Source organism: Roseateles sp. FW305-36 (genome assembly GCF_058787015.1).
Map to the genome: position 1 here is coordinate 742,429 of NZ_JBYSZK010000001.1, position 22,410 is coordinate 764,838.

A 22,410-nucleotide genomic window follows, 5' to 3' on the forward strand; every position below is an offset into this window, starting at 1 on the left:
TTCAGGCCAGCAGGAAATTGACGGTGGACCGCGCGCTGGGCGTGAAGCCGGCCTGCACGGTCTGGGTGACGCTGACATGGGCAATGCCGCCGACGATGTCGGCCACGACGGCATGGGCTGCGATGCGGGTCGCGCCCAGCGACGCGTTGAGCACCGGGTCCATCAACTGCACCTTCATGCCGACGCGCAGGCGCTCGGGCAGCGAGGGCTGGACCTCGAAGCGCACGCCGGGGTGGATGGGAATGGGCCGCAACAGCCGCCCGGTCAGCAGTTGTCCGGCCGGGCTGTGGCTGGCGGCCAGCACGCAGACGCGCACCAGGGCCGCCATCAGCGCGACGGCGCGCGGCTGGCTGGCATCGACGCGGCGACGCAGCCAGGAGGCGAGGTCGTGGATGTCTTCGCGGTCGTCGCGGTCCAGTTCGGCGAAGTGGGGCAGCGCGGACAGGTCGCCGAGGTCGCCGACGCTGTCGAACTGGCTGAAGCGCTCGGCCCAGTCCAGGCGGATGCCGGCCTTCACCGTGGACAGGCGGGCATGCAGGCAGGTCGCCACCTGGGCGATGCGGGCGAGTTCCTCGGTCACGCGCCGGTTCAGCAGATTGCGCTCGGCATTGGCGGCAGCCAGATCGGCCAGCGAGGCGCTCTTGGCGATGAGGGCTATCTTGCCCACCAGACCCAGGCTGGCCGAGGCCAGGGCGACGTTGGCGAAAGGCAGGGCCTCGCTGCGGGCCAGGCTGACGCTTTCGGCCTGGGCGCGCACGGCATTGAAGCTGATCTGTTGGCTGGCGGTGCCGGCCAGGCCGTTGAGCAGCGTGAGGGCGCTGACGCTGGTGGTGGAGATGGCGGCGGTCGTGGCGGGCAGGGCCGTCAGCAGGCGGTCGGCGACGAAGTGGGTGTCGAGCAGGCTGAGGTGGGCGCGCATGGCCGGGAACCAGTCGACCGGCGCCTGGCGCACGATGCCTATCATGGCCGCCACGTCGCCGGGCGGGTCGTCGTGCTCGGCCAGGCAGGCGGGCACGGCGTCGGGTTCCAGGGCCGAGTAGAGATCGCGCGACGGCAGGGCCACGGTACGGCTGCCGACGCGCGCCCGCGCGAAGGCGAGGAACTTGACGTTCTCCTCGATGGTCGCATCGCGGGAGGCGTTCAACGCGGCGGCGCGTTGCTCGTCCTCGGCCAGCAGGGCGCGCGCGGTGGCCACGTCCTGCCGCGACTCGGCCAGCTCGCGCTCCACCAGGGCCAGGCGCCCGGCGAGGCCGGCGAGGCTGGCATCGATGGCCGTCAGCGACTTCTGGCACAGGGCCAGGGCGTCGCGGTATTTGCGCACGATGCCTTCGGCGGCGCGCAGCACGGCGATGGTGTGGTCGGACAGGTCCACGCCGCCGAGGAAATAGGCCGACTCGTCGCGGGCCTTGTCCTCGGGGTCGGGGTCGAAGCTGAGGTCGGCGAAGCGAATGCGCAGCGCGCTGAGCTTGATGGGTGCGGCGCGCAGCGGCTGGCCGCCGGGATCGAACTCCTTGACGACGCCGCCCACGGTCTGCTTCTCGGCAATGCCCGGCACCTCCAGCTCGTCCAGGTCCAGCCCGAGGGAAGCCAGCTTGCTGATGACCTCGAGGCGGGTGGCGACGGTGAAGTCCTTGGCTTCGATGGCGCGTGGGCGTTCCAGGCGCGAGGCGATGGAGGTGGTGCGGATCTCGGCCTTGCCGGTCAGGGCCGAGGCGTCGGTGACCAGGGCACTGGGGGGCGGTGGCGGCGTCGGTACCGGCGCGAGAGGCGCCAGGCCGGCCAGGTTGAAGCGAGCGTCGAGGCTGGCCTGGTTGCCGAGCAGGGCGCCGATGTTGCCGGCGTTGATGACGCCGCCGGTGGATCCGCCGACGACGCCGGCCACCGGCGTCAGGCCCGCGATCGGGCCTATCGGCACCATCGGCGTGCCGATGACGCGGATGGGCGCGGGTGCCGGCGGCATGAAGCCGCCGATGCGCGCACCGATGCCGCCGACATTGCTGCTGACGTTCAAGGCCGCGGCGCGTTGCGCCGTCGGCGCCGCGGCTGCGCGTGCCATGCCGCGCGGCATGGGCACCGGTGCAATGCCGGTGCGAGTCCGGATGGGGAAGATGGGCGGCGCCGTCGCGCCATCGGGGCGGGTCAGCTGGGTCTGGCTCTTCACCGTGCCATAGAAGTCGGAGAGCTGCTCGCGGGTGGCGCTGGCGTTGTCGAGGTCGGCGATCTGGGTCAGGGCCGGCGACACGGCGAAGCGGCTGGCCTGGGAGGTCTTGAGCACCGTCTGGCGCAGGCGGTACATGTCGGTCTGCACGCGCAGATAGCCGAGGTTGACGGCGTCGTCGGCCTCGTCGATGCGGCTGGACAGGTCGGCCACGGTCTTGCGCAGGCCATTGGCCTGGATCAGCGCGGCCAGGGTCTGGAAGCCGCGTTTGGCGGCATCGGCCTCGGTGGGTGTCAGCTTGCTGTCATCGCCGGTGATGGGGGCGAGCTTGCGGCCGGTGATCAGCGGGTCGGCCAGCAGCGTCTGGAGCTCGGTGGAGTCGCGCCCGCCGTTGGCGTCCAGGCTGGTGTCGTAGGCGCTCTCGAAGGCCGTGTCGGCATTGCCGGCGACGACGAAATCCCAGGACTCGCCCTCGCCGAGCTGGCTGCCGGAGTCCAGCGTCTTCTGGTCCAGCCAGACGGTCTCGACGCCGTCGCGCAGCACGCCCACCGGGCCGAACAGGGCCTGACCGTCGAAGAGGGTGAAGTTCACGCCGCTGACGGTCATGTCTTCCAGCGCCAGCGCGGCAGCCGGCACTTCCAGCCGGTGCCAGCGACCGGGCGTGGGCACCATGGGCGGGTTGTCGGTGGACTGCTGCAGCCGCGAGGGCGTGCCGTCCAAGCCCCAGCCGATCAGGTCCTCGCCCCAGTAGGCGCGGTGTTCCCAGCTGGTGGCCACCTGCCATTGCAGCATCAGCTCGCGGGGCGGGAATTCGCGATCCAGCTGCACCCAGGCATAGAGCACATCGCCCTGCTGCACGGCCAGGGTCACGCTGGCATGGTCGAGGAAATGCTGGTGCAGGCCGCGCACGTTGGCGGAGCGGTGCAGCAGGCCTGGTGGCGCCTGCAGCAGCGGGGCAAAGCGTTCCTCCTCCAGGCGCAGCGGGTCGTCCTGCGGGTCGGGCACCGTGTCGGTGTTGTCGGGGCCTTCGGCGGCGATGCTCAGGGCCTCGCGCTGCTGGCGCTGGCGCTGGCGGCGGCGCAGCCAGTCGGCGCGGTCGTCGACATGGCGCTCGATGGCGTCGGCGATCTTGTGGTCGGCGTCGGCGACCTCGGTCAGCAGCAGCTGGGGGTCGAAGACGGTCTGCGGCACGGGCACGTAGACGCAGAGGCTGTCGCGCACGGCCAGGTCGATGGGCGCGAGGCCGGCCGCGCCTTCCAGCACCAGGTCCAGCTGCTCGATGGGCAAAGGCAGGGCCACCACGTCCAGCGTCGACGGGAAGAAGAGCTGGCGAGCCGCACGCGCGTTGACAGCATCGCGGGGCAGCAGGCCGGCGGGCGGCAGGGTCAGCATCTGGTCGCCCAGGGCGGCGGTGTCGGCGCCCGCGACGGCAGCTTCGGTCAGGTGTTCGGTGAACTGGTCGATGCGCGCCTGCCAGAGGAAGCGCGTGCCGGCGCCAAGCCTGGCGTTGGCCTCGGCGCGCGGGCGGCCGCCCAGGCGGGCAACGGCGGCGCGGTCGGCGAACAGCGGCTGCCAGGCGGTGTTGACGGCCACCAGGGCCAGCGGCACGCCGCTGCGATGCCAGGGCATGCACTGGCTGTTGCCGAGCTGGGCCTCGCGGCCGAAGACGGCATGGGCCAGGGCATTGCGCCAGGTGTTGCCGGGCGCCGGCAGGGGCAGCCATTCGTCGGGCCAGGCGTAGAAGACCGGACGGGCGGCGTCCTGCCTGACCTGGTCCTCGAAGGCTTCGGCGTCGAGGTCGCGCTCGCATTGGTCGAAGGGATCGGCGCCCGGCACGACGCGGTGCTCGATGGGCTCCAGCACGACGATGCCGACCCGGGGCAGGGGCCGGCCCAGGGCCAGCAAGGCGCGCAGGCTGCGGCCGGTGGCGCGGGCGAAGAGCACGCTGCCGTCGGCGTCGGCCGGCATGGCGGGCGCCGGGTCGGCGTCGGACAGCAGCCAGGGTGGCGCGACGACGGGCAGGTCCAGCAGGTCGAAGGAGAAGGCGGTGGGGACGATGACTTCCTCGCCACCGGCACTCAGGCCCGAGCCGGTGTCGATGCTGACGCGCCGCGGCGTGGCCAGATCCAGGCCGGCCGCCGGCAGGGGCGCGGCGGCGGTCGCCATGGCCGCGATGGCATCGTCGTCGAAGGCCAGGGACAGGCCCTCGACCACGCCGGCGCTGAGGGCCCGGTTCAGCAGGGCGATGCGGCGGGCGCGCTGGTTCTGCTCGGCCTCCAGAAGCGGCGCGGTCAGGGCGCGGCCAGCAAAGGCATTCATGCGCCTTTGGCCGTCAGGGGCGGTGCGGCTGGAAAGCCGGGGCTGCACGGCCACGGCCACCTCGCCGGTGTCCAGGGCCAGGCGCTGGCCGCGCGCGCTGCCGGCCGGCGGCGTGACGCTGAGCGCGACGATGCGCGAGCCGTCCAGGGTGGGGGTGCTGCGGTCGCTGGCCATGGTGGTGCGCTCCGTTCAGCGGGGCTTGGCGGGCGTGAAGCGCGCCGCCAGCAGCTTGTCGAGATTGGCCTTGCCGCGTGCCGGCACCTTGATGTCGGCCGTCAGGCGCTCGGCTTCCTGGCCGCTGCTGCGCGCCAGCGTGCGGCCCATGTCCAGCAGGTGTTCGCTGCCGGCCAGCTTGTGCAGGGCCTCCTTGTCTTCCAAAAGATCGGGGCGTTGTTTCGCGAGCTTGGCCAGGCCGTCGGCCACGCCGGGCTTGTTCAGCGCCGTGGCGACCTCGGCGACGGCCGCCTCATCCAGCGTCTTGTGCGTTTCCAGCTGGGCCAGGGCCGCATGGGCCATCAGCGGCTCGGAGAACTTGGTGGCCGACAGCAGCTTGACCGCCTCGGCCCGCGCCAGCGAGTCGGAGCGGTTCAGCAGCTTCTCGACCCGGTCCGTCTCGCCCAGCGCCTTGAAGCGCTCACGGATGATGAGGTCGGGGTTGGGGCCGGCGTTCAGCACGGCCACGGCCACGCCTTCCACCTCGGGCCGCAGCGCCACGTTGCGGCGGCGCGCATACCAGAGCGTCGTCTGGGCGTTGACGAGGCTGGCCCAGGCGGTGTCGACCGGGTCGGTGGGTGGCGCCGGCGGGAACAGGCCGGTCTTCACCAGCCGCGTGTTCTCCAGCAGGCGCAGGGACTCGAGCGGCGAGCGCTTGACGGGCAGGCGCGTGGCGGGCACGGCGAGGACGCGCGTCAGGCGCTGCTGCAGCGCGCGCGCCTGCGCCGCCAGAGCCTCGCGCGGCACCGGCACGAGGATGCTGACGAAGGTGGAGGCCTGGGCCTCGGCGGCGAGTTGCAGGTCGATGGGCGGCAGCGTCAACGACTCCTCCACCAGCATGGCGATCTCGTCCTCGGGCACCAGAGTCAGCTCGGCGGCGATGCCGGCCGGCAGCCAGCTCTGGCTGAAGTCCGCGGTGTTGACGGCCGCCGCCGGCAGGGGGCCGGCGGCGGGCAGGGAGGAGAAGAACTGGGCGGCGCTGGGGCGGGCGCCGAGGGGCCGCTTCAGCACGTCGTCCAGCTGATCCTGGTACTGGGCCAGATGGGCCTCGCGCAGCAGGCGCGGCGCGAAACCGAAGCCCAGCACATCGGCATGCGATTGGCCGGCAGTGCGGCGGGCGAGGTGGACGTCGATCCAGCGCACCGTATCGCCCGTCAGCGCCACCAGGGCCAGGGCCAGGGTTTCGGCCGGCAGATTGGGGCCGGCCTGCTGCACGAAGATCTGGCGCGCCAGCTCGCCACGCATGGCGTCGACGCGGTCGGCGGGAGCGTCGGCCACATAGTGCAGGGTCAGCGCGCTGGCCTCGATGATGTCGCCCGGCTCGACGGTGCGCTCCGCATCGAGACCGGTCGGGTAGCTGGAGACCGGGTTGGCGCTGAACTCCAGAGCGCGCAGGCCCAGCACGAAGATGCCGGTGCGGTTGCGCAGCGGCGGCGCGAGCAGCTTCTTGGTCTTGGCATTGAGCTGCTGGGCCAGGGTCTGCAACTGGAAGAGCTGGGCCAGGGACACGCGCACCGGCCCGGTCAGCGCGACCAGCTCGCCCGCCGTCGTGTAGCCGAAGCCGGGGCTGACCTGCAGCTCGGTCGCCACGCTGCCCTGGGAGACCTCCAGCCCCTCGACCACGCCGGTGCCGAGCGCCCGCGCAAAGCCGGCCTGGCGGGCCAGGAAATAAGCCTGTTCGCGGGTCAGGTCGCGCGCGGCCAGGAATTTGCCGTCGAACCAGCGCGGCCGCACGCGGTGCGACTCTTCCACCATCAGATTGGCCTCGCGCAGGGTTCGGGCGGTGTCCACGCTGACGACGGTGCGCTGGGTGCCGCTGGCGGCGCCGAAGGAGACCTGGGGGGCTTTCTGGATGGCCATGAGGCGTCTCCGGTTCAGATGCCGAACACCGCAGCGAGCGCGTCGGCCGGATAGGCGAAGCGGCGGCTGGTGTTGTCGATATGGGCCGCGTCCAGCGCCGTGAAGTCCGGCGTGGGGCGGACACCGGCGGGCACGGCGGCCGGCGCTTCGACGGTCGGGATCAGCACGCGTGCGAGGAAGAGCGACGTCGGGTCGGCGAGCGAGTCCGAACCATCGGCCGCCGCGCCATGCTCGGGCAGGGGCGGCAGGGTCTCGCCGTCGGGGCGGGCCAGGTCGTGGGCATGCGGGTTGGTCGCGTCGTTCCAGCCGTCGAGCAGGGCGTCGCGCAGCGCGTCGGGCCGATCGGCGGGGGCCAGGGCGCGCACGGCCTGGAAGCGCGAGCGGGGCAGGAAGTCCGTGGCCGGCGCGTCCTTGGCGTCGGGCCTCAGCACCAGCTCGAAGCGGAAGGCGTCGCGCACGCGGTTGGGCACCAGGGCGTCGGTGGCATCGAAGGCGCCCTGGGCGAAGCTGGGCGTGCGGCCGCGGGCCTGGGGCGTGAAGCGCAGGAAGAGGTCGGCCACCACGCCCTGGGCACCATGGGCGGCCCGCAGCGAGTCTGCCGGCTGGGCGCCGAACCAGGGCTCCAGGCGCACGCACCAGGCACGCGGCACTTCGATGAGGCGGCCCAGGCGGTCGATGGCGAGACCCGGGCCGACCTTGAGCTCATGCTCGGTGCCGGCCGCGTTGGCGACGGCTTCGGCCCTCAGGCCGATCAGCGTGCCGGCGCCGGCCAGATAGGCCAGGGCGCGGGCCAGGCGCGAGCGGTGATAGGTCTGCTCGTCGCGGAAGTCGTCGCTGCCCAGCAGCACGCCGGTGTCGTAGAAGGGCCGGTCGGGCCGGTCCAGGCGGTCGGCCGCTTCCAGGGCATCGACTTCATCGAGGGCATTCATGGGATCGGTCCTCTGTCAATGGGCGTCACCGGCGTTACGGGCGTCACAGGCCGGCGCGGCACGATGAGGCCGGCACTGACGCTGACGTCCAGCGAGACCGCCTCGCTCTCCACGCCCTTGTCGTTGATGACGACGAGGGTGAAGCGGTGCTTGCCGGCCGCGAGCTTGTTCTCGACCAGCAGCACCGGCTTCTCCTGATCCAGTGGCTTTCCGACGGTCAAGACGGCCATGGCGCGGTTCACCGCACGGGGCCGAGATAGGTGTAGCGGAAGGTCTTGATGACGCCGCCGATGTCGAAGGACTTGGAGCCGTCGAGCTGGAAGTTCTTGCCGATGTCGGCGATCTGCGGGCCGGCGATGACGGCGGTGGGGCGCTCGCGGTCGGCCACGATGATGTCGACCTTGTCGGGCAGGGAGACATTGCCGGAGTCGTCGATGACCTCGAGCTGGAAGGTATGCCGGCCGCGCGCCAGCGGGTTCTTGGGATCGACCTCGACGACCAGGGTCGGCTGGTCGGTTTCGAAGGGGACGTTGATGTCGAGCTTGGCCATGGTGAGACTCCTTGGAAGGTTCAGTCGGGGTCGGAAAGTCGCGTGAAGCGCCAGCGCGCGATCACGCCATTGGGTGGGGGTTCGGAGCGGCGGCCATCGAGCAGCAGGTTGCCGCCGGGGCTGCCGATGGCAGCGGCGTCCAGATGGGCGCGCGGTGCACCGTCGAAGGCGACCAGGCCGCTGCTGTCGTCCAGGCGCCAGTCCAGCGCGCCGCCGCCGCTGATGCGGTCGCCGCGGCCGATGCCGCTGAGCTCGACGCGCGCCACTTCCAGCGGGATGGGCGCGCGCAGATAGCTGTCGACACCGACCAGGGCGGCGATGCCCACCATGAAGGGCTCGCGCGCCGCCATCACCTTGACGAGGACATGGGCCGGCGCAATCTCCTCGGCCAGGTTGCGCACCATGTCGATGAGTTCGTCATCCAGCCCTTCGTGGACCAGGATGGTGGCGCGGTGGGCGGTGCGCTCGTAGACGCTGGCGACGGTCGCGCTCTCGGCTTCGGAGTCGATGTCCTCGCCGAACAGCGCCAGGAACTCGCGGCGTGCTTGGGCGTCGTCGGCATCGCCCAGGGTCAGGGTGTCGCCGACGAAGGAATTGCCGGAGATGACAAGGCCGGGCAGCAGCGGGTCGTCGCTGCGTTCCAGGTCGATGCCCAGCAGCGTGGCCAGGGTGCGGCGCAGGCGGAAGTCCTCCAGCACGATGATGCGGCCCAGGCTGACGGCGCCGTCGGTGGCGATGTCCAGGGCCAGGGCCAGGCCGCCGCGGGTGCCGCGCAGCCGGCGCAGCAGCGGCGCGTTGGCCAGCCAGGCGCGCTTTTGCGCCGTGGGCAGGCGCGACGGAAAGCGCTCGCCGGTCCAGCGGGCCAGCCAGTCCAGCGCGTCGGGCGGTGTGCTTGAAGGGGCGGTCAGCACGCGGGCGTCGGCGACCTGGTCTTCCAGCGGCGTCAGCACGCTTTCGAACAGGCCCAGGAAGCGTTCCAGGAAGTCGTGGCGCGTGGCATCGCCGCCAGCCGTGCGGTCGAAGACGGGGTCGTCGCGGTACAGCTCGGGCAGGTAGCGACGCAGATAGGAAAAGCGGTCGCCCCAGGCGCGCACGGCGGCGACTTGCGGCGTGGCGCGGCCATTGCCGTGCAGGGTCAAACGCAGTTGCAGGCGGCGGCCGTGCAGTTCGCGCAGCTGCATGCCGGCGCGCTGCACCAGGGCGCCGAACAGGCCGACGCGATTCGCCTGCGGCGCGCAGCCGAGCAGGCTGCCGTGGTGCGGCAGCTCGCTGGGGCTGGCCAACCAGGCGCCGCGCGGTGTACCGGCGGGCAAATCGGTCTGCAAGACGCTGGCATCGCCGAACCAGTGCGGCCACCAGGCGCCGCCAAAAGCCTCCTCGTCGGTGGCGCGCAGTTCCACCAGCACGCCGCAGCCGGGCGGGATGATGGCCTCGATGTAGAGGCGGTGCCAGACCAGGTCGAGGGACTGGGTGTCCACGGTGCGGCCTTGGGCCGTGCCGCTGGCCGCGAAGCCGCGCCAGGACAGCGGCACGAGGGCGCGGCTGAAGCTGGCGCCTTCCGGCGCGTCGGGCACATCCTGCGGACGCACCAGGGGCAGATGGGGTGGCCAGTCCTGCGAAGCGACAAAGCCGCCGGGCGCGGCGTCGGCGCTCGGGTAGCGGCGGCCGAGAGGCTTCTGCAAGGGCGCGGCGGCGGCCGGATAGACCAGGGCCTCGGCCAGGTCGGACACGCGCAGGGCGACCTCGGCCTCGTCCAGCCAGGCAATCGCATGCGCGTACTCGGCGCCTTCGAGGACGGCGCTCTTGCGCTCCGTGCCGTCGATGACGGTCAGATTCAGCTCGCCGTCCGGCCCCCAGGCGATGACGGCGAGCCGTCCCTGCGGGCTGGCGGCCAGGGCGATGGGACGCAGGCTGGCATCGAGCAAGGTCTCGGGCAGCAACTCGAGGCGCGCGTCGTCGGCGTTCTCGGGCTGGGGCCGGAAGGTGCCGGTGTCGTAAACCACGTCACCACGCTCAGGGAAAGGTGTCCCGGCCAGCACGGCGAGGCGGCGGTTGCCGCGGTCCAGCAGCCAGCGGCCGCCGCGGGCATCGCAGGCGACGGCCTGGGGCGTGAACCCCGGTGGCAGCTCCAGGCGCGCGGGGTCGTGGCGGTCGCGCAGGTCGAAGAGTTCGACACGGTCGGCGAAGGCGAAGACGATGCGGTCGTCGGCATCGAGGGCCATGGCCGTCGGCGCGCCGGGGGCCGAGGTGGCATAGCGCGGCACCTCGCCGGGGAAGGCGCCGAAGCCCATCAACGATCCGCCCGGGCCTTCGGGAGTGGGGCGCGAGTCCCAGCGGGCATAGCAGCCGAAGCGGTCGCGCAGCAGCGGCAGCATGGCCAGCTCGGTCTCTGCGCTGGTCAGGCGGGAAACGCCGTCGATGACCGGCGCCACGCCCAGCTCCGAGGCCAGGGACAAGACCTGCTCCACGCCGCCATGCGAGGCGTCGCGCGGCGCCATCGCGCAGCCTTCCGCCAGCGCCCAGTCCTCGGGTCGGGACCAGAGCCAGAAGCGTTGCGAGTTGGCGTCCATGTCAGTACCGCCCGGCCGTCCGAAGGTGCTGACGCACCCCCTCGGGGGGCAGCGTGCGAAGTGAGCGTGGGGGCTTGTTCATCTCAGCAGAGGTCCACGATGACGGGCACCGCGACGCGGGTCGTGCCGCCGCCGGAGGTCGCATCAGGCCCGAGGCGGTTGGCCGGCGCATTGCCCACTTCGACCAGCACCTGCATCAGCTCGGGCAGTTGCCAGGGTGCGAGGGCGACGCGTTGCAGGCCGTTGGCATCCCGGCCGGCCAGGGCCCAGGCGCCGGGGCCGCCGGTGAAGAGATTGACGCCGGCCACGGTGCTGACGCCGGGCACGCGGGCGGCTTCGACCTCCAGTTCGCGGTCGGCCACGGCGCGGCCCAGGGGCCAGCCATTGCCGTCGAAACCGCCGGGCGCCAGCGGCCACAGCAGGCGGCGGATGACGAGGCGTACGGCGGCCAGGGTCTCCTCGCGCGGCGCACCGTCGCGCAGCGTGATGGCTACCGAGACCGACAGCGGCAGGTATTCGCAGCCAATGACATTGAGTTCCGTGGCCAGCGGCCGGCGCGGTTCCAGCCAGGCGTGGACGGCTTCGATGAGCGGCCGGTCGGCGCGCGGGTTGGGCGCCATGCCGACCTCGCCGCCGGCGGTGCCCGGGAGCACCATGACGGCGACGACGCCGGGGATACCGAAGGCGCGGGTGCGCGGTGCAAAGCGCGGCAGCACCTCGACGCGAGCGATGTCCATGCCGGGTGTCTCCCGGGCCAGGCTGGCGTAGTCGTCGGCCGTCACGGCGCGCTCGCGGTGGCGCAGCATGGCCGGGATGCGCTGCTGGGCGGCGTCGACGTCTTCGTCGTCTTCACCGCCTTGCGTCGCCACCGGTTGCGACAGCTTGAGGTTGCTGACCGTGGCGCCGGGCAAACCACTGGCATTGATGCTGGTCGCGACGATGTCCTTCAATGTGCCGGCTGCGAGATTGCCGGCGCGGCCACCGCCGCAGCGGACCGAGACGACGCGCACCCGCGAACCGGCCGGCGGCAGGCGCCCACGCATGCCGTCGCCCAGGCGCAGCTCGCCGGATTCGGGGTCCAGCTCGTAGGCGCGGGCGTCGCGGGCCAGGTCGGCGCGGTGCGAGACCAGGGCGAGGTCGTCCACGCGCGTCCAGGCCGCGTACTGCATGCCGGGCTCGGCGATCTCGAGCTGCAGGCTGTCGGGCAGCACATTGCGCATCGGCAGCGTGATGACCTCATTGGGGCGTCCGGAGGTCTGGGCCACCACCAGGCCCTGGCTGGTCACGCCCTGTTCGATCTGCACCGCATGCAGGCCGGCCCAGCTGAGCAACAGGCGCTGCACGCCGGCGGCGGGCTTCATGCGCAGCCAGGCAACAAGGCGCTGGGCGCGGTCGGGGTCGTCCAGGCGCGGCGGTTCGTCGTCGACGCCGGACACGGCATCGATGCCGCGGGCCGAGTCGCCCACGCCGATCAGCTCGGGGCCGGGCATCAGCACCCGCACGACGCCGGCGCGGCGCAGGCCGTCGGTGCTGTCGTTGCCCGAGGGGTCGAGGGTCTGGTAGTCGGTGGCGCGGGCGCCGCCGACGGAGATTTCCCAGCTGACGCCGATGCGCTCGCGCTCGCCGACGAGCTCCTGGTCGTCGGGCACGGTCAGGGCCGGCACCAGGCCGATATTGAGCAGGCGGGCCGCGCCGGCGCTGTTGCGAGCCAGCTGCTGGACGCAGCGGTCGCGCAGCGCGGTGATGGACTCGCCGCGGGCCGGCTTGGGAGCGAACAGGGCCATCCACAGGCAGCCGTCGACGCTGTCGGCCACGATGTCCACGCCGGCGTCGACCGCGCCATCGGCGAACAAGGCCTGGGTCTGGTAGGCATCCAGCGTGCGGCCGCCGTAGAGAGCGCCGAGCTGGGCCAGGGTGTCGGCCAGCTCGGGGTGGTCGTCGGGGCTGATCCGCTGCTTCAGATAGACCTCGCCAGTGACCGGTGCGACGCTGATCTCCTGGGCGGTCTCGAAGGGCACGGGGCGGGCGATGGTGGCGCGCTCGCGCAGGTCCACGGCTTCGCGGGCCTCGTCGGGCAGGCGCAGCGTGACCAGGCCGCGGGCCATGCGCGCCGGCTTGAGGCCCATGCCCAGCAGGTTGAGGAAGACGCGGCGCTGCAGCTCGGGCACCTGGTTGGCGCGGTAGAGCAGGGCGTCGCCGAGGAAGGCGAACAGCTCGATCAGCGTGCGGCCGGGGTCGCCGACACGCGGGTCGGTCCACTCCGGCGTGTGCGCCGGGATGCGGGCGAGCAGGTCGGCGACGAGGTCGTCGGCGCGGCGGTCGTCGAGCAGGGGGATGGGCAGCGGCATCGCGATCAGCTCCCCAGGGTCAAGGCCAGCGCCATGCGCTGCGGTTCGCCGGTGCGGCGAAGGCGGTAGTGCACGGCGACGTGGACGACGCGCGGGTCATCGGGGTCTTCGTCCACGTCGATGCGCTCCACCTGGGCGCGTGGTTCCAGGCGCGTGATGGCGCCCGTGATGCGCTCGTGCAGGCGGGCGCGTACGGTGAGGTTGTTGGGCTGGTTCAGGAAGTCCTGCACGCCGGCACCGAAGTCGGGGTGCATCAGCAATTCGCCAGGGCGTGTGGCCAGCACGCAGCGAAGGCCATCGGCCACGCTGCGCGCCAGGCCGGGCCAGGGCCAGCGGCCATCGGCGTCGGGGCGGCCCAGCAGCGGGAAGCCGATGGGCGGCGAGAGTTCGGGGGCGAGCTTGCGGGCCATGGCTATTTCTTCCTCGGGACCGGCAGGCAGATCTTCACGAGCGGCAGCCAGAAGAACACCAGGTTCAACAGCGACAGCACGACGTTGAGCAGGATGAAGGCGCAGATCGTGATGATGGGAATCGAGAAGGAGCACAGCCAGCCGAGGCCGATCTCGCTGCCGGCCTTGGGCTTCTTCATGAAGTCCTCGGGCTTGTTGCGCATCAGCAGGTTGGCCAGGCCCGGTGGCACGTCGAAGGCGACGTTGGGCTTCATGGCCGCCAGCGAGGCGCGGTCGAAGGCCGGCAGGGCGATGCGGGCCTGGGGCGTACCGGTGGAGGCATACCAGGGCGCCACGCGGTAGAGGGGCGTCATGTCGCTCCAGACCAGGCGGGTCGGGCAGCCGCTGTCACCGTCTTGGCCACGCACGCGCACGAAGGCGCGGATGGCGTAGAGCGCTTGCGCGTCGTCGAAGCGGCTTTCCAGCGTGCGGGCTTCGGCGGCCCGGCCTTCGAGCACGGTCAACGCGGCGTTGGTGAAGCGGTCCAGCCAGCCGACCGGCACGGGGCCGAAGTCGTCGGGGATGTCGACGGCATCGGCATCCACATCGGTGGCGACGCGCACGCAGGCCTGCAGGAAGGCCGCGCCGCCGACGGCGATGCGGGTCGTGATGCCCAGGGAGCTGATGTTGCGGCCGATGGCCAGTTCGTCCAGCAGCGGCAGCAGGTCCGTGCCCCGGCCGTTGATGTCGAACTCGAAGGCCAGCTGGCGGATGAAGGCGGCGAACTGCTCGCGCATGGCGGCGCTGTCGCCGCTGTCCGGTTCGGCGGCGTCCACCGGGTCGCTGCCGTTCAGCCAGGTCGCGTCGAAGCTCGAGCCTGCACCGGGCAGGGGCCGGATGCTGGCACGGGACAGATAGGGCGAGAGATGGGCCGTGAAGCTGTCTCGCGCGAGTGAGCCGGATGCGCGGGCGGCGCTGTAGTCCACCGCGGCGTTGCTGGGCTTTCGCAAGGCCTCGCTGGTCGGCACGACGCCGTAGAGCAGGCTGCGCCTGGCCGCATTGCAGACATCGGGCATCAGCGCATGCAGCGGGTTGACGGCCTCGGCCGGCAGCACGCTTCGCAGGGCGGCAAGGCGGGCATCGACACCGGGGTTGCCGGTGCGCGGCGCGGGGCGGCGGGTCGGGTCGGGGTCGGTGTCGAAAGCGGCCGCATTGGGGAGGCCGCGCCAGCCGTCGGCCTGCCAGGCCTGCCAGTTATGCGGGTCGGCCAGGGCTTGGTCGTTGAGATCGTCAGGCCCGGCCCAGCGGCGCACGACGAAGCCGCTGGACTCGATCTTCTTTGGGTCCAGGCGCGGCGAACCGAAGACTTCGCAGTGGGTGTCGAAGAGGATGAGGTTGAAGCGCCGGTGGATGGGCTGGAACAGCGCGCGCGGCGGGGCCTGGTCGGGCAGGCGGGCGATGGGCAGCGTGGCGGGCCAGCCAAAACGCGGCCAGGCCGTGGACGTGATGGCGTCGCTGAGGGCCGCGACGAAATCGCCGGCCTCGATGTCCACCAGCACGGCCGGCGCATGCGGATGCTGGCGCGACGGGCCACCCATGGCGACGGCGTGGTGGGTGTGAGGGTCCATGACGGCTGCCATTGCCGGCCTCACCAGATATTCCCGGCGCCGGGCGTGTAGCTCGACGACACGACGGAGTTGGTGATCAACGTGTCGCACTGGACGACGCCGCTGAACTTGGACATGCCGGCGTCGACGCTGACCATGCCGGCGCTGACATTCACCGTCGAGGCATTGACGGTCACCTTGGCCGAGGCGGTGACGGTGATGCCGCTGGGCTCGAGCTTGATGCTGTTGCCGTTGGCATCGACCAGTTCGCAGGAGCCCGGACCGTCCTTCAGCGTCAGCTTCTGGCCACCCGGGGTTTCGACAACGAGCTTTTCCTGGCCGTCCTGATCGTCCATGGTGAGCTTGACGCCATTGCGCGTGCGCAGCACCTTCAGGTTGTTGTTGCCGGAGCCATCCATGCTTTCGGGCGGTTGGGCGTTGCCATGCCAGAGGCCGCCCAGCACGGCGGGCATGCGCGGGTCGCCCTGCACAAAACCCACGGCGACGAGGTCGCCGACGTCCGGAACCCACCAGGCACCGCGGTCCTTGCCGGCGAACGGCGTCACCAGCACGGCCCAGAGCTCGGCGTCCTCGTCCTGCTGGACCACGCCATGCACGCGCACCTTGACGCGGCCGCGGCCGTCGGGGTCCTTCACGTCGGTCACGTCGGCCAGGAAAAGACCGCCGCCCAGCCAGGCCGGGCCAAGGGCCGGCGGGTTGCCGGCGGGAGCGAGGCTGAAGGCGGCGCGGTCCATCGTGATCAGGCCTCCGCCAGGAAAGCCGACTGCGCGACGAACTCTGTCACATAGCCGCTGGTCGGATCGAAGCGGTGGCGGGCCTCGACAACGGCATAGCGGTTGTCGAAGCGCCGGCCCACGCCGTGCAGGTTCACGCGCGTGCCGACGCGCAGGCCGGCATTGCCCTCGGTGCGGCCATGCAGGCGCACGAACTGGCGGGCGCGCTGGTCGAAGGCGGTGTCGGCCAGGGACTGGGCATCCGCCTCGTTGCGGCAGGGCAGGGCGCCGAGGTTCTCGCTGCGCTCGATGCCGATCTCCTGCAGCAGCGACGCGCCGCTGCGGCCATTGCCGGGGCCGGTCTGGGCGCCGGTGCTGGTCTTGTCGAAGGGGCTGCCGCTGGCCGGATCGAAGCCCCGTGCGCCGACCTCGGTGACCTGGCTGGACAGGTCGGCGATGACGCGCACCTCCTGCAGCTGGCTGTAGAGAGTGAGGTCCAGGGTGCCGCGGTCCATGTCGGCACTGCTGCGCACCTGCAGCGTCGTGCCGACGATCTGCATCTCGCAGTCACTGCGACCGAGCACACGGCGCAGGAAGGAAAGGTCGCTTTCGTTCATCTGCACCCAGAGGGCGCTGCCGCTGGGCAGGCCGCTGGCGTCGACGGTCAGGCCGTGGTCGCTCGCGATGGCCTGCAGGACGTCTTGCACGTTCATGTTCTCGTAGCTCCGGCTGCGGCGCTTCATGCGGGCGGAGAAGAGCTTGTCTTCGGCCAGCACGAGCAGACTGGGCGGCGCACCGACCGAGCCGCTGGCTTCGATGGCGTGGATCTGGCCGTCGAAGATCTCGGTGGGTCCCGAGGTTTCGCCGGCATAGAGCTGCACGCGGGCGCCGAGCTTGATGGGGCTGCCGGCGTCGAACACCAGGCCGAGGCTGCCATCCACCATGCCCCAGTTGCCCAGACCCAGGCTCAGACTGCTCATGCCGCCCTCGGCCTCGCTAACGGAGAAGGTGCGCACGAGGTCATCCAGCGCCGGCAGGGCCTGACCGTCCACACGTAGCGTCGGCCGCGCGCTGTAGGCGGTGCGCGAGGAGACGGGGCGTTCGGTGGTTTCGGGAGGCATGGTTTTCGGCTCCTAGTCGGCCAGCAGGCGGGCACGGCGCTCGAGGGCAATGCCCAGTTGCTGGTCCAGCATGGAAGCGAATTCGGGCGTCCAGGCCGGCGTAGGCGCGGCGTTGGCGGCGCCCTGGGCGTCGCGCGATTGCTGACCGGAGCTGGCCTCGGGCGGCGGCACGTCGACGACGATTTCATCGATGAAGATGGGCATGGCTTTGGGTCTCCTGCTCAGTCGTCGAAGCGGATGGCGCGCGGCGCCTGACCGACGTTGGCCCGCAGGCCGGCGGCACCGGCGGGCAGGGCGCGGCCGTCGATGCTGAAACCGGCACCGACGTCGGTGGCGAGTTGCTGCGCAGCGGGCGGCGGCGCCAGGCGGCCGGCGTCGAAGCGCAGCGTCGGGGCGGAGGCCGAGAGACCGATGCCGGCGCTGGCAGCTGCACCCAGGCCGATGCCGGAACCTCCTCCGATTCCAATGCCTGCACTGCCCGCGAAGGACACGGCGGCCTTGAGTTCCACCTTGGCGCTGACGGCCAGCGTCGCACCGGCCGAGAAACGCAGGCTGGCTTCGCCGTTCATGCTGGCGATGGCGCGGGCGGCGCGCAGGTCACCCCCCAGGCCGGCGATGCCGGCGGCACCGCCCATGCCGCCGGACACCTCGAAGGCGCTGCTGCGAGCGCGCGAGGCGTTGGCGGCGGCCGGGTTGTCGCGTTCCAGCGCGCTGAACTCGTTGGGTTGTTCCTTCAGCGCCAGCGCGACGCTGGAGCGCAGCGGCACGCCCTCGGGCGAGAAGAAGTCCAGGGTCTCGCGGTAGCTGTCCGAGATGCCGGTGAAGGTGAAGGTGCCCCACTCGAAGCGCAGCGTGGGCGGCGTGAAGGCGGCGCTGGCCTCGGCACTCTGCGTGCCTGTCGCGTCGGGCGAGCGCACCGCTGCGCGCAGGCGGCGCGTGATGCTGCGCACGTCTTCGCCGGTGTGGGTGGTGTCGAAGAGCAGGTCCAGGCCGAGCTTAGCGCTGGACTGGGTGGCCGTCTGCGTGGTGCTGCCGCTGCCGCTTTGCGGGCTGGTGGAGTTGGTGATCTCGACCTGCAGGGACACCGGGTTGAAGTGGACCTCCACGGTGTCGATGTCCTGCCCATTCCTTTGCAGGACGATCTTGGCCTTGACCACATTCGGCGCAGTCATGATGTCGAGTGCTCCAGTCCTTCGTGCACGATGTGCAGCTCTTCCACGCCCACGTCGGTGCCGCGGGCGTTGAGGTCGGCGGTCTTGAACTTGACCGGCATGGCGCGGCGCAGCGTCCAGCCCATGACGCGCTCGCCGGTCACGTTGCGGATCTCGATCTCGGCCTTGAGGCGGTTCACATAGCCGCCCTGGCCGAGCAGCTCGAACCACTGCCAGAGGTCGCGCGAACGGGTGATGCCGCGCTTGAGCACGACGGTCGCGAAATTGACACCGCCGGGCCGCTGCACGTTGCCCCAGTTGCGGCCACCTTCGCGGATGCTGCGTGGCTCCATGGTGGCTTCCAGGCCGCTCAGTTCGCTGAAGGCGCCCTGGCAGAGCGTGGCGTCGTCACCGCCGCTGCCGTCCAGCGGATCGCGGCTGAAGGCGATGTGGAAGTTGAAGACGCCGATGGGCGCGCCGCGTGCATCCAAGCTCATGTGCGCCCCCCGCTCAGCGAGTACGCTGATCGGCCCCCCGAGGGGGCGGCGATGCTTGGCGGATCGACCGCCAAGCACATCGCCAGGCGGGCCGGCTCGGGAGCGGCCCAGCGCTCGGCCCGAAATACACGCGACACCACATCTGTCATAGAGCCTCCGCCGTATCAACCAGGGGCTCGGCGTCCTGCCAGTTGACGCTGCCGTCCTCGGCCAGGGCCAGCTCGATGCGGATGTGCTCGATGGCGGCTTGCGGCGCGAACTGCACCAGCACGACGACGCGGCCGGCGTCGAGGTCGCTCTGCGTCATCACCGTGCGGTCGCAGCGCACACTGAAGGCCTCGGCCGCGCTGGCGCCGCGCAGGGCTCCGGCCTGCCAGTAGCTGGCCAGCATGTCCTCGAAACGGCTGCGCACGCGGGCCCAGAGGGCTTCGCCGGAGGTCTCGAACACCAGCGTGGCGCCGACCATGCGCGCGGTGCGCATCAGCTGGCCAAGCAGGCGCACGACGCCGGCGCTGCGCCATTCGCGCACGGCGCTCAGTGAGGGATCGCTGAGCAGGCGGATGCCGTTGGCCGTGGGGCCGAAGAGGGCAAAGGTCTCGGCCAGGGGCCAACCGCTGCGGCGGCTGTTCAGGTCGACCAGATAGCCTGCGAACTGGCCGCGCGGCGGCGAACGCAGCTCTTGATCGATGGGTTGCGGATGCACGGCGATCACGCCCATGGGCGCCTGGCCGGCGGCCGGCCGGACCGGGCCGTTGGCCAGCACCGAGGCGGCGATCAGGCCGGCCAGGGCGCCGTCGGGCGGGATCAGGCCTTCGGGCGTGCGCACCTCGCGCAGCGGCAGTAGCCAGGGCGTGGCGCACTCCACCATGCTGGTCTGCAGCGTGATGGCGTCGCTGAGTTGACGCGCCGCCTTGCTGTCACGCGCGGCCAGCGGTGCGGCAACCAGCAGCATCAGGTCGCGGCGCTGGCGGGCCAGCGTGTTGCGCAGTCGCAATACGTTGGTGTTCCAGAGCTCGAAGGCCGCGTCGGACAGCCGCGGAGCCGCGAGCTGGCGCACACCGTTGGTCGGCGGCGTGGCGAAGGTCTCGGTGCCGCATTCGACAAAGACTTCGGGTGCGGCAGGCTCGAAGCCGGGATCGCCGGGAAGCGGCGGCTGGTTCAGGTTGGCGTGCAACTCGGGCAGGTCGGGCGCCAGCACGAGGCTGACGTCCTCCAGCGTCCAGGCCTGCTGCATGCCGTCGTCCAGCATGTCCATCAGCGTCACGGCGGGTGTCGAGCCCAGCGGCCAGGGCGCGCCCAGGCACAGCACATAGGCCTTGCGGCCACCGTTGGCGAAGAAGTCGCGCACCGCCAGGCCCAGCCAGTCGTCGGCGGCCTCGCTGCGGCCCTGCACGGTGCGGGCATGCCAGTCGAACAGGCTGTCGAAGGCTTCCCAGGTGTCGATGGGGGCCGGCATGCCGAGCAGGGTCTCGCGTACGGCGGCATCCTTGAAACCGCGCGCGTTCAGCCAATCCGAGATCGCCCGCGGCAGCGCCACGCCGGCGCGGCGGGTCGTCCAGCCGACGAAGAGCGCGATGTCGGCGCGGGCCGGATGCGGCCGCTCGACGGGGCGGGTCGATTCGAAGCTCAGGCCGAACATGGCAGTGGTCCCGTCATGCGGCCTCGATCTCCAGGCCTTCGGAAGACAGCACCAGCTCTTCCATGGCGACGTCACCGCCGCCCTTGGCCGCCAGCGTCGGGCCGGTGTACTTGAGCGGGATGGCGTTGCGCAGCAACCAGACCTGCACCGGGTTGCGGGCCTCGTCCAGCAGGGTGATGGAGACGTTCTTTTGCGCGTTGACGCCGGTGGTGCGGGTCTCCTTGACCCAATCCCACAGCGACTTGGAGCTGATGATGCCGCGCTTGAGCGTGACGTCGCCGACCTTGTGGACGCCGGGGATCTTGCGCACATGGTTCTCGGCGTCGTTGCCGTAGCGGTACTCGGCCACGGTGATTTCCGAGCCGAGGCCGGAGACGTCGGAGAAGCCGCCGAAGGCTTCCGCGCCGTCGAAGTTGACGAGGAAGTTGAAGGCGCCGTAGGGGACTTTGCGTGCCATGGAGGGCTCCTAATCAGTCTCGGGAGTCAGCCGTCTTCTGGCCGATGCGGAAGATCACGAACTCGGCCGGCTTGAGGGCCGCCACGCCGATCTGGCAGACCAGGCGGCCGTTGTCCAGGTCGTTCTGCGTCATCGTCGAGCGGTCGCAGCGCACGAAATAGGCCTCCTCGGCCTTGCTGCCCAGCAGGGCGCCGTTGCGCCATTCGTTGTAGAGGAACTGCGCGATGGTTTCGCGGATATTGGCCCAGAGGCGCTCGCCATTGGGCTCGAACACGGCCCACTGGGTGCTGCGGTCGATGGAGGCTTCCAGGTAGTTGAAGTAACGCCTCACGTTGACGTACTTCCATTCGGGGTCGCTGCTGGCCGTGCGCGCGCCCCAGACGCGGTAGCCGCGGCCCGGGAAGTAGCGCAGGCAGTTGACGCCCAGCGGGTTGAGCACCTCCTGTTCGCCGAAGCTGACGTCGCGCTCGAAGCGCAGCGCCCCACGCACGATCTCGTTGGCGGGCGCCTTGAAGACGCCGCGCTCGATGTCGTTGCGCGCATAGATGCCGCAGACGAAGCCCGAGGGCGGCAGGGCGATCTCGCGCGGGATGTCGTCGCGGCCCGGGCGGGCATTGGGGTTGGCGATGACGACCCAGGGGTAGTACATCGCGGCGTATTTGCTGTCGATGGTGGCGCGGGCTTCGCGAGCCGCGCCGGCGTTGAGGCCGGAGTTGGTGTCCAGCACGGCGATGCGGTACATGCGCCGGCCCTCGGCATGGCTGATCAGCGAGTTGCGGATGGCGTCGCGGGCGGCATAGGCGCTCGAGCCGGGCGCGGCGACGATGGCGATGTCGTCGAGCTTGGCCAGGGCGGCGAAGGCGCCGGTGTAGCTGGCCTCCATGGGTTCGGCGCCGTCGTTGCCGCCGGACAGCGCGAAGGAACCGCGGCGGCCGCCCACGTTCGCAGCGCCGGGGAAGAGGGCGGTGAGCAGCTGGAAGCCGTTGACGCCGCTGCCCAGGTTGGCGGCGTAGAGGTTCTCGATCTGGTCGACGCGCCGGTTGGGTTGCAAGGGCATGACGGTTCCCAGCCAGCGTGGGTGGGCGCGGTCGTAGCCGAGGTCGTCGATGGCCAGGCTGCCGCCGTCGGCATCGGTCGTGATGACGGCCAGCGTGATCAGCGACACGGAAGCGAGCAGGGCCGCGGCGGCGTCGCGCTGGGCCTGGGTGACGGCGGCCGCAACCGCGGCCTGGGCGGCGGCGTCGGGCGGCGTGACGGCACCATCGCCCGCATCGGTCAGGGCATGCCAGCCGTCGGCGCGCTTGACGAAGTAGCTGAAGGGCAAGCCCACGCCACTGCGGGCCAGCGAGCCCAGGGGCGCGCTGTCGAGCACGCGTTGCGGTGCCGGCGCGACGATCTCGCGGGTCTGGATGCCGCGCAGTTGGGGTTGCTCGCGAGTGGGCACGGCGCCGTCACCGCTGGCGCCGGGGAAGCGGGCGACGAAGCGGATGCGGTTGCTGTCGTCCTCCACCGGCGCGCCGGCGGGCCGCAGATCCACCGTGGTCGACAGGCCGGAGTCGTTGGCGCCGCGCGCGAGGAAGACCCGCGCGACATACAGCCGCGAGCCGCCCTCGTTGAAGTAGGCCCGCACCGCATGCGCCAGGAAGTTGATCGCGTCGCTGCCCAGGTTGAGATTGGCGGTGCCGCCATAGATGCGCTCGAAGTCGGCGAAGCTGGTCAGGATCTCGGGCAGCAGCTCGGCCGTGGCGATGGGGCCCTTGCGCGTCGGACCGGTGAAGGCCGTGGTGCTGGTGCCCACGCCCTCGATGGACTTGGCACGGAAGCTGGTCTCTTCGACGTAGACGCCTGGGGCGAGGTATTCGGGCATG

Annotated in this window: 17 protein-coding genes; all 17 read right to left on the reverse strand. The window is 71.3% G+C overall.

What is annotated here, in order from left to right; translation table 11 throughout:
• Position 1 precedes the first annotated feature (1 nt).
• The 17 genes from AC3WOE_RS03370 to AC3WOE_RS03450 all read right to left on the reverse strand — a co-directional run bounded on the left by AC3WOE_RS03370 (position 2) and on the right by AC3WOE_RS03450 (position 22,409).
• Complete coding sequence (locus AC3WOE_RS03370) at positions 2–4,651, reverse strand: hypothetical protein (RefSeq protein ID WP_492688270.1); 4,650 nt, start codon at positions 4,649–4,651, stop codon at positions 2–4.
• Between the two features lie 15 nt (positions 4,652–4,666).
• Complete coding sequence (locus tag AC3WOE_RS03375) at positions 4,667–6,550, reverse strand: hypothetical protein (protein WP_492688478.1); 1,884 nt, start codon at positions 6,548–6,550, stop codon at positions 4,667–4,669.
• 14 nt (positions 6,551–6,564) lie between these two features.
• Positions 6,565–7,479 carry a hypothetical protein gene (locus AC3WOE_RS03380; RefSeq protein WP_492688271.1) on the reverse strand — a complete coding sequence of 305 codons (915 nt, stop codon included), beginning with the start codon at positions 7,477–7,479 and terminating at the stop codon, positions 6,565–6,567.
• On the reverse strand, positions 7,476–7,709 hold the full coding sequence (locus AC3WOE_RS03385) for a hypothetical protein (RefSeq protein ID WP_492688273.1): 234 nt from the start codon (positions 7,707–7,709) through the stop codon (positions 7,476–7,478). The genes AC3WOE_RS03380 and AC3WOE_RS03385 overlap by 4 nt, the downstream gene beginning before the upstream one ends.
• Before the next feature lie 8 nt (positions 7,710–7,717).
• The gene (locus AC3WOE_RS03390) at positions 7,718–8,029 is read right to left on the reverse strand and encodes a hypothetical protein (RefSeq protein ID WP_492688274.1); all 312 of its coding nucleotides are present in this window, start codon (positions 8,027–8,029) and stop codon (positions 7,718–7,720) included.
• Between the two features lie 20 nt (positions 8,030–8,049).
• Positions 8,050–10,599, reverse strand: coding sequence for a phage tail protein (locus tag AC3WOE_RS03395; protein WP_492688276.1), 2,550 nt, complete (start codon positions 10,597–10,599; stop codon positions 8,050–8,052).
• 83 nt (positions 10,600–10,682) lie between these two features.
• Positions 10,683–12,947 carry a baseplate J/gp47 family protein gene (locus tag AC3WOE_RS03400; RefSeq protein WP_492688278.1) on the reverse strand — a complete coding sequence of 755 codons (2,265 nt, stop codon included), beginning with the start codon at positions 12,945–12,947 and terminating at the stop codon, positions 10,683–10,685.
• Between the two features lie 5 nt (positions 12,948–12,952).
• Positions 12,953–13,357, reverse strand: coding sequence for a GPW/gp25 family protein (locus AC3WOE_RS03405; RefSeq protein WP_492688279.1), 405 nt, complete (start codon positions 13,355–13,357; stop codon positions 12,953–12,955).
• A 2-nt stretch (positions 13,358–13,359) separates the two neighbouring features.
• Positions 13,360–14,964, reverse strand: coding sequence for a hypothetical protein (locus AC3WOE_RS03410; protein WP_492688281.1), 1,605 nt, complete (start codon positions 14,962–14,964; stop codon positions 13,360–13,362).
• 20 nt (positions 14,965–14,984) lie between these two features.
• Positions 14,985–15,698: a phage baseplate assembly protein V gene (locus AC3WOE_RS03415; protein ID WP_492688283.1), complete on the reverse strand. Its 714-nt coding sequence runs from the start codon at positions 15,696–15,698 to the stop codon at positions 14,985–14,987.
• A gap of 5 nt (positions 15,699–15,703) precedes the next feature.
• Complete coding sequence (locus tag AC3WOE_RS03420) at positions 15,704–16,798, reverse strand: phage late control D family protein (RefSeq protein ID WP_492688285.1); 1,095 nt, start codon at positions 16,796–16,798, stop codon at positions 15,704–15,706.
• Positions 16,799–16,810: 12 nt separating this feature from the next.
• On the reverse strand, positions 16,811–17,002 hold the full coding sequence (locus AC3WOE_RS03425; RefSeq protein WP_492688286.1) for a hypothetical protein: 192 nt from the start codon (positions 17,000–17,002) through the stop codon (positions 16,811–16,813).
• Positions 17,003–17,019: 17 nt separating this feature from the next.
• A complete protein-coding gene (locus AC3WOE_RS03430; protein ID WP_492688287.1) occupies positions 17,020–17,970 on the reverse strand; it encodes a CIS tube protein in 951 nt (316 codons plus the stop codon).
• Complete coding sequence (locus tag AC3WOE_RS03435) at positions 17,967–18,446, reverse strand: phage tail protein (protein ID WP_492688288.1); 480 nt, start codon at positions 18,444–18,446, stop codon at positions 17,967–17,969. Before AC3WOE_RS03435 ends, AC3WOE_RS03430 begins: the two co-directional genes overlap by 4 nt.
• 145 nt (positions 18,447–18,591) lie before the next feature.
• Entirely contained in the window at positions 18,592–20,085 is a 1,494-nt protein-coding gene (locus tag AC3WOE_RS03440) for a hypothetical protein (protein ID WP_492688289.1), read from the reverse strand.
• Between the two features lie 13 nt (positions 20,086–20,098).
• Positions 20,099–20,542: a phage tail protein gene (locus AC3WOE_RS03445; RefSeq protein ID WP_492688291.1), complete on the reverse strand. Its 444-nt coding sequence runs from the start codon at positions 20,540–20,542 to the stop codon at positions 20,099–20,101.
• Positions 20,543–20,555: 13 nt separating this feature from the next.
• Entirely contained in the window at positions 20,556–22,409 is a 1,854-nt protein-coding gene (locus AC3WOE_RS03450; protein WP_492688293.1) for a phage tail sheath family protein, read from the reverse strand.
• Position 22,410: the final 1 nt, after the last annotated feature.